6 protein-coding genes and 1 pseudogene are annotated in these 6,496 nt (G+C 39.9%); 5 read left to right on the top strand and 2 right to left on the bottom strand.

Annotated features, from left to right (window positions below):
• A pseudogene (locus tag G337_RS0118380) lies at nt 1–180 on the top strand (peroxiredoxin); the annotation flags it as partial.
• A 354-nt stretch (nt 181–534) separates the two neighbouring features.
• Here the strand turns inward: G337_RS0118380 and G337_RS0118375 are convergent.
• Both G337_RS0118375 and can read right to left on the bottom strand, forming a co-directional pair.
• Complete coding sequence (locus tag G337_RS0118375) at nt 535–840, bottom strand: c-type cytochrome (protein WP_028865177.1); 306 nt, start codon at nt 838–840, stop codon at nt 535–537.
• A gap of 86 nt (nt 841–926) precedes the next feature.
• Nucleotides 927–1,556 carry a carbonate dehydratase gene (gene can / locus G337_RS0118370; protein WP_028865176.1) on the bottom strand — a complete coding sequence of 210 codons (630 nt, stop codon included), beginning with the start codon at nt 1,554–1,556 and terminating at the stop codon, nt 927–929.
• A gap of 74 nt (nt 1,557–1,630) precedes the next feature.
• Between can and G337_RS0118365 the strand changes: the two genes are divergently transcribed.
• From G337_RS0118365 to G337_RS0118350, 4 genes are all read left to right on the top strand, one after another.
• Nucleotides 1,631–1,873 carry a YheU family protein gene (locus G337_RS0118365; protein WP_028865175.1) on the top strand — a complete coding sequence of 81 codons (243 nt, stop codon included), beginning with the start codon at nt 1,631–1,633 and terminating at the stop codon, nt 1,871–1,873.
• A gap of 335 nt (nt 1,874–2,208) precedes the next feature.
• On the top strand, nt 2,209–2,847 hold the full coding sequence (gene crp / locus G337_RS0118360) for a cAMP-activated global transcriptional regulator CRP (RefSeq protein WP_019617165.1): 639 nt from the start codon (nt 2,209–2,211) through the stop codon (nt 2,845–2,847).
• Nucleotides 2,848–3,020: 173 nt separating this feature from the next.
• Nucleotides 3,021–5,918 carry an HD domain-containing phosphohydrolase gene (locus G337_RS0118355; RefSeq protein ID WP_028865174.1) on the top strand — a complete coding sequence of 966 codons (2,898 nt, stop codon included), beginning with the start codon at nt 3,021–3,023 and terminating at the stop codon, nt 5,916–5,918.
• A gap of 352 nt (nt 5,919–6,270) precedes the next feature.
• Nucleotides 6,271–6,496 (top strand): helix-turn-helix domain-containing protein (locus G337_RS0118350; RefSeq protein ID WP_037027988.1); only part of this gene is annotated, 226 nt, incomplete at its 3' end.

Below are 6,496 nucleotides of genomic sequence, written 5' to 3'. Positions count from 1 at the left end.
GTAAACGATCTTCCGCTTGGCCGTAATATTGATGAAATGCTGCGCATGGTAGATGCACTGCAGTTCCATGAAGAACACGGTGAAGTTTGTCCTGCACAATGGGCTAAAGATAAAGCCGCTATGGACGCTTCTACAGAAGGTGTTGCGAAGTACTTATCTGAGCATTCAGACGATCTGTAATTAAAGACTTCAGTTAACCAGCTCTCCAGCCAATTAACTAAGAATAAAACGGCCTCTTTATCGAGGTCGTTTTTGTACCTGCTGTAGGTTTGGATGAGCTGCAGATAAAACGGCTATGGATGATTCTACAGAAGGTGCTGCAGCTGCGTTAACAAAGAAAGCCTATCTGAGCACTCAGACGATCTGTAATTAAAGACTTCAGTTAACCAGCTCTCCAGCCAATTAACTAAGAATAAAACGGCCTCTTTTTAGAGGCCGTTTTTGTCTCTGCGCAGCAGAATAAAGTCAGAGATAGAATTAGCTAACTCAAAAAACACTATCAGTGGAAATACCGCTCATAAATGTACTGTACATTTATTTAAGTGAAGAATAATAAGCTGCAATATTAGCGATATCTGTATCAGAAAGCATAGATGCCTGCGGCTGCATAATTGCAGACATACCGCCTTGACGCTGCCCGGATTTGTAGGCTTTCAATGAAGATACAAGATAAGCTTCCTGCTGGCCTTTTAAATTAGGGTAAATAGGCACAGCAGAGACACCGTCTGCCCCATGACAAGCGGCACATACAACTGATTTAGCTTTACCTGCTTCGATATCGGCAGCTGAGACCATAGTTGGTAACGTCAATATTAACGATGCGAGTAATAACTTTTTCATAATAATTCCTTTAATTCCGTGTAAACGATGCATCATTGTAGACAGTTATACATCACCATGCATAAAAAAATGAACAGAATGAGAGATCAACGAATATGGTAAAGATCATTGATCTTATCCAGATTATCGAAATTCATTTTAAGATCTTTTAAACGTCCGTCTTCCACAGAATATACAAGCCCATGAACCGTCAGCTCCTGTCCTTTCGCCCAGGCTTCCTGCACACAAGTGGTATGACAGACATTTTTAGCCTGCTCAACCACGTTAAGTTCTGTTAAGTGATCTAAGCGCTGTTTATCTGTCATCTGATCAGAAAAGGTGTCACTGTATTTAACATAGATATCTTTAATATTACGCAGCCAGCCGTCGATCAGATCAAAAGACTGTTTCTGCATAGCAGCTTTAATACCGCCGCAGTCATAATGCCCGGTTACAATAATATGCTTAACTTTTAATACATCTACCGCGTATTTAATCACAGACATACAGCTTAAGTCGGTGTGCACCACTAAGTTGGCAATATTGCGATGTACAAATATATCACCAGGCATCATTCCTAATAACTGGATTGCCGGAACACGGCTGTCTGAACAACCAATCCATAAATAATCGGGTGACTGCTGCTCTGCTAACTGTGAAAAGAAAGTCGGATCTTCCTGACTTATTTTTGTCGCCCACTCTTCATTATTCTTTAATAAATCGTCTAATAAACTCACTCTTGACCCTTTATCTATTGTGCTGTTTGTGCCAATAAAGAATAATGTCTTTACTACTCACTTTGGAAATATTTATGCTTATACCATATCAGGATCTAGACTCAGATACATTACATAACTTAATCGAGTATTTTATATTACGTGAAGGGACCGACTACGGAGAGCAGGAGATATCCTTACCTGAAAAAACAGCAAAAGTACTGCAGCAGTTAAAAGAAGGCAGTGTTGTTATCCTGTATTCCGAACTATCAGAAAGTGTCACTCTTATTCACCGAGACCAGCTTACTGCCCGGCAGCAGAATTTAAGTAACCATTAGAGGTATTTTATACAGGAGAGATATGTCAATCACCCTCACCTTGAAGATCATAAAACCGCTTTATGAAGAAAAAACAGCAAAGGTCAACAGCCCTAAAAGATAAAAGGGCTAGACCAAATTCATAATAAAATAATCAAGCAAACTAGAAAATAATTGAGCTTTATGACAAAGATCTAATTTCTTTAATAACATAACAGCATAAATATTATCGACGGCACATAAAAAGAGATACAATCAGGTGTACTAACGGTGGTTGCATTGCCATCAACTCGTGTTGAAAAAATAACAACAAGAGATAGCCTATTAGCTATTCAATACCTACTTAAGGGAAATTTATGATCATTACCAAACCTCAAACAGATCCAACATTAGAATGGTTTTTATCACACTGTCATACGCATAAATACCCAGCTAAAAGTATGCTTATCCACGCCGGAGAAAAAGCCGATACCCTTTACTTTATTGTAAAAGGCTCGGTAGCAGTTGTGATCAAAGACGAAGATGGTAAAGAGATGATCTTATCATACCTGAATCAGGGTGATTTTATCGGTGAGTTAGGTTTATTTGAAAAAGAAGAAAACCCAATTCGCAGCGCATCTGTAAAAGCTAAAACACCATGTGAAGTAGCTGAAATTTCTTATAAAAAATTCAACCAGCTGATCACTGTAAATCCTGAAATCTTAATGCGCTTATCCAGCCAGATGGCTAACCGTCTACAGATCACCAGCCAGAAAGTCGGCAACTTAGCATTCTTAGACGTTACCGGGCGTATTGCAAATACATTACTAGATCTTGCTAAACAGCCGGACGCAATGACACATCCGGACGGAATGCAGATTAAAATCACTCGTCAGGAAATCGGCCAGATTGTAGGCTGTTCTCGTGAAACTGTCGGCCGAATCCTTAAAATGCTTGAAGAGCAGGGTCTTATCTCGGCTCACGGTAAAACGATTGTGGTATTTGGTACCCGATAAGTTAACCGCTGTATATCTTAAAAAACCGCTTAACTGCGGTTTTTTTGTACCTAAAATTCGAAATAGAGATCTGCTCCTCTATTTATATATCACTTATTTATCATACTACTGTAGGTTTATATAAAGGCTTAGTTATATCGAATTAACACAGAGATTCTTAAAGGATTTAAGGCATGTCGAAAACTCAAGTTAAACATAGATTTACATTGCATTTTCATATTACAACATTATTTACTGTACTGATTCTATTATCCAGCTCACTGGTCGGCTGGTACAGTTACAAACAGTTAAGCCAGTCAATAATTGATTCTGGAAAGTTAATTTTTAAAGAAGCAAACGAAAAACTTGAAAAAAAAGTGTTAACGGAAAGCTTATACACCCGGATAATGCTTAAAATTTTAGCGGCCTCTGAATTAACAGAAAACAGTGAACTAAAACAGAAACAGTCTGCTGTCGCGCAGTTAAAAGAGATGCTCGACGGCAGCAAAAATATCAAAGCTTTGTTTATCGCCTATTCTAACGATGATTTTTTTCTATTTAGAAAAATTGTTTTAGGAGAATATGCGCAGGAGTTTAATGCTCCGGCACAGAGCAGCTATATGCTCACCCAGCTTAACAACGGCGACGCAGTACATTACTTTTACGATCAGAATCTGAAGCTTACTCTGGAGGTCAAGGATCCGAGTTATCAGTTAGAGTCTAAATCCCGCCCCTGGTATATCGAAGCACAGAAATCTTCTCAAATAACCACAACAGATGCTTATATCTTTTATTCAAGCCAGGAACTTGGCATTACCATGGCCAAATATGATCCAGACCATGGTGCAGTTATTGGTGCAGATTACACTTTGAGCGACTTATCGGATCTATTAAAAGAGTTCCAGTCATCACCTAACTCTCAGCAGATTATTGTTAATAAAAGTGGACAGGTCATTGCATATCAGAATAAGCAGAGCCTGCTTTCAAAGTCAGGAAAACTAAACCGCTTAAAATTAATCTCAGAAATGGACCATCCGGTTCTACAATACGCCTTTGAACATTACAAAAATCAGCACAACAGCATACAATTCACCTATAACGGCCGGCAGTGGTTAGGGAAAGTCAGCCGTTTGCGGGGAAACGACGATTTCTACTTAGCCCAGTTAGTCCCCCTAGATGAACTGCTCGCAGATGCGTACCAGCTTCGCTTTGAAACCACAGTGATTACTCTGCTGATTATTTTACTCACTCTGCCTGTTGCCTGGTATTTTTCAAAAATATTAACCTCTCCGATCCGGAGCCTTACCAAAGAGTTAAAATTCATCAAAAACTTCGACTTTTCCAGGCCGATAAAAACCCGCACTCTTATTAAAGAGATAAATGAATTAGTCACAGTAACCAGTGATATGAAAGAGACCATCAGTAACTTCCAGGATTTATCGGCCTCGTTAGTCGGAAAACAGAGCTTTCAGCAGCTTCTAGAAAAAATAACCCATGAAACGCTCTCCTTAAGCCATGCTAAAGGTGCAGTAATTTTATTAGCAGATAAATCAAATAAACTTAATGCAGCTTTTACAAACCTTTCTGAATTGACCAAAGCGCAGAATAAACAGTTAAATGCTCAGTTGAAAACTGTCGATTTTACTGAAAAAGAGCTTAACCAGCTGAGCCTTAAACAAAATAAAAGCGCCTCAGGTACACCATTACCCGATGAGTTTTACCCGTATCTGCAGAAGTTATTCAGCAATGCAGATGCACTAACCTGGCAGTTATTACCCCTGGCTAACAGGTCAGGAAAATGCCTGGGTATGCTGGCCGTAATTAATGATCATCAGGAGTTAAATGCTCAAGGTAAACAAAGCTTTATCCAGGCTATCGCTAGTTTTTCTGCATTAGCAGTTGAAGCACAGCTGTTACTTGCCGAACAGAAAGCACTGCTGCAGAGCTTTATTCATCTTATTGCCGGTGCAATCGACAGCCAGTCTTCCTACACAGGCGGACATTGCGCACGGGTTCCTGAGTTAACTAAAATGTTAACTCAAGCGGCCTGCCGACAGGAAGACGGGCAGTTTAAGGATTTTTCTCTAAATGATGAACAATGGGAAGAACTTCATATTGCAGCATGGCTTCATGACTGCGGAAAAATTGTCACTCCCGAATATATCGTTGATAAAGCAACAAAATTAGAAACAATCTACGACAGAATTCACGAAGTGAGGATGCGTTTTGAATTATTAAAGCAGCAGGCTCACAGCAGTTACTGGAAAGGTTTAGCTGAAGGACAGGATAAAGAGCAGCTGCTTAAGCATAAAGAAACAATATTAACGACTCTAGATGAAGAATTTGCCTTTGTTGCCGAATGTAATATCGGCGGTGAGTTTATGTCCGATGATAAAATTCAACGTTTAAATAAGATTGCTCAGCGCACCTGGACAAGAACATTAGATAATAAACTAGGCCTCTCCCGCCAGGAAAAATTACGACATAAAGATATACAGGAAAACCTTCCCGTCGAAGAGCCGCTTTTATCCGACAGAGCAGAGCACCTAATAAAGCGTGAACATGCAGAGCTGACAGCACCGGGAAATCCCTGGGGATTTAATATGAAAACCCCGCAGTATCGTTTTAACCGCGGTGAGCTGTATAACCTTTCCATCCAGCGCGGCACATTAACCGATGAAGACAGATTTGTGATTAACGGCCATATGGTTCACACCATAGTTATGTTATCGCAGCTGCCTTTCCCTAAACATTTAGAAAATGTTCCGGTTATAGCCGGCGGCCACCATGAGAAAATTGACGGAACAGGTTATCCACGCGCAGTTCCGGCTCAGGAACTACCGGTAACTGCACGCATGATGGTCATTGCAGACATTTTTGAAGCACTGACAGCTTCTGACCGGCCCTATAAAGAACGTAAAACATTAAGCCAGTCAATCAAGATAATGAGTTTTATGGTAAAAGATAAACATATAGATGAGCAGATATTTAAATTATTTTTAAGCTCAGGTACCTATTTACAATATGCCAGACAGTACCTGCTCGAAGAACAGATCGACGAGGTTGATCTTTCTGTTTATCTTGACGGGTGATGCTCAGGAGTGCTGAACAGCGCGGACTATCACATGGTAAAGAATGAACCCAGCCTTGCTGAGAGAAGTGGCTTATTGAGAGCAAGCTTGGCGATGGCCAGGATTCGCAGAGCTCATCCGCTCATGGCCCAGACCATGTGATTCTCCCTACTATCACATGGTCTGAATGCCACTGTGTGGCTGCTGTGTATTGCCCATGTTCGAGTTGGTCATCGTCGTCAAAGCGCTAAAACGAAAAAAATCCCTGCTGACATTCGTCAACAGGGATTATTCGACGTATTTTATACCATTCCGCCTAATTATGTGATCTAATAGTATTATTATTTTAAATAATTAAATACTACTGGTGATTATGAAAAAAGATGACTTTAATTTATTAGCTAAAACTCATCAAAGTGTTCGGATGAGACTTCGTTTTATGGCTTTAGCTCATTTCCAAGAAGGACACTCACGTTATGCAATCGCTAAGTTTTTAAAAGTAAGCAGAACCAGTGTAAATAAGTGGATCTCACAATATCACTTGGATGGGATAGACGGATTAACTGATAAAAAAACAACTGGTAGACCTTTTCGTTTAA

This window comes from Psychromonas aquimarina ATCC BAA-1526 (genome assembly GCF_000428725.1).
Taxonomy (GTDB): Bacteria; Pseudomonadota; Gammaproteobacteria; order Enterobacterales; family Psychromonadaceae; genus Psychromonas; species Psychromonas aquimarina.
The sequence above is the reverse complement of the archived record's forward strand: the minus strand, read 5'-3'. Positions and strand labels throughout refer to the sequence as shown.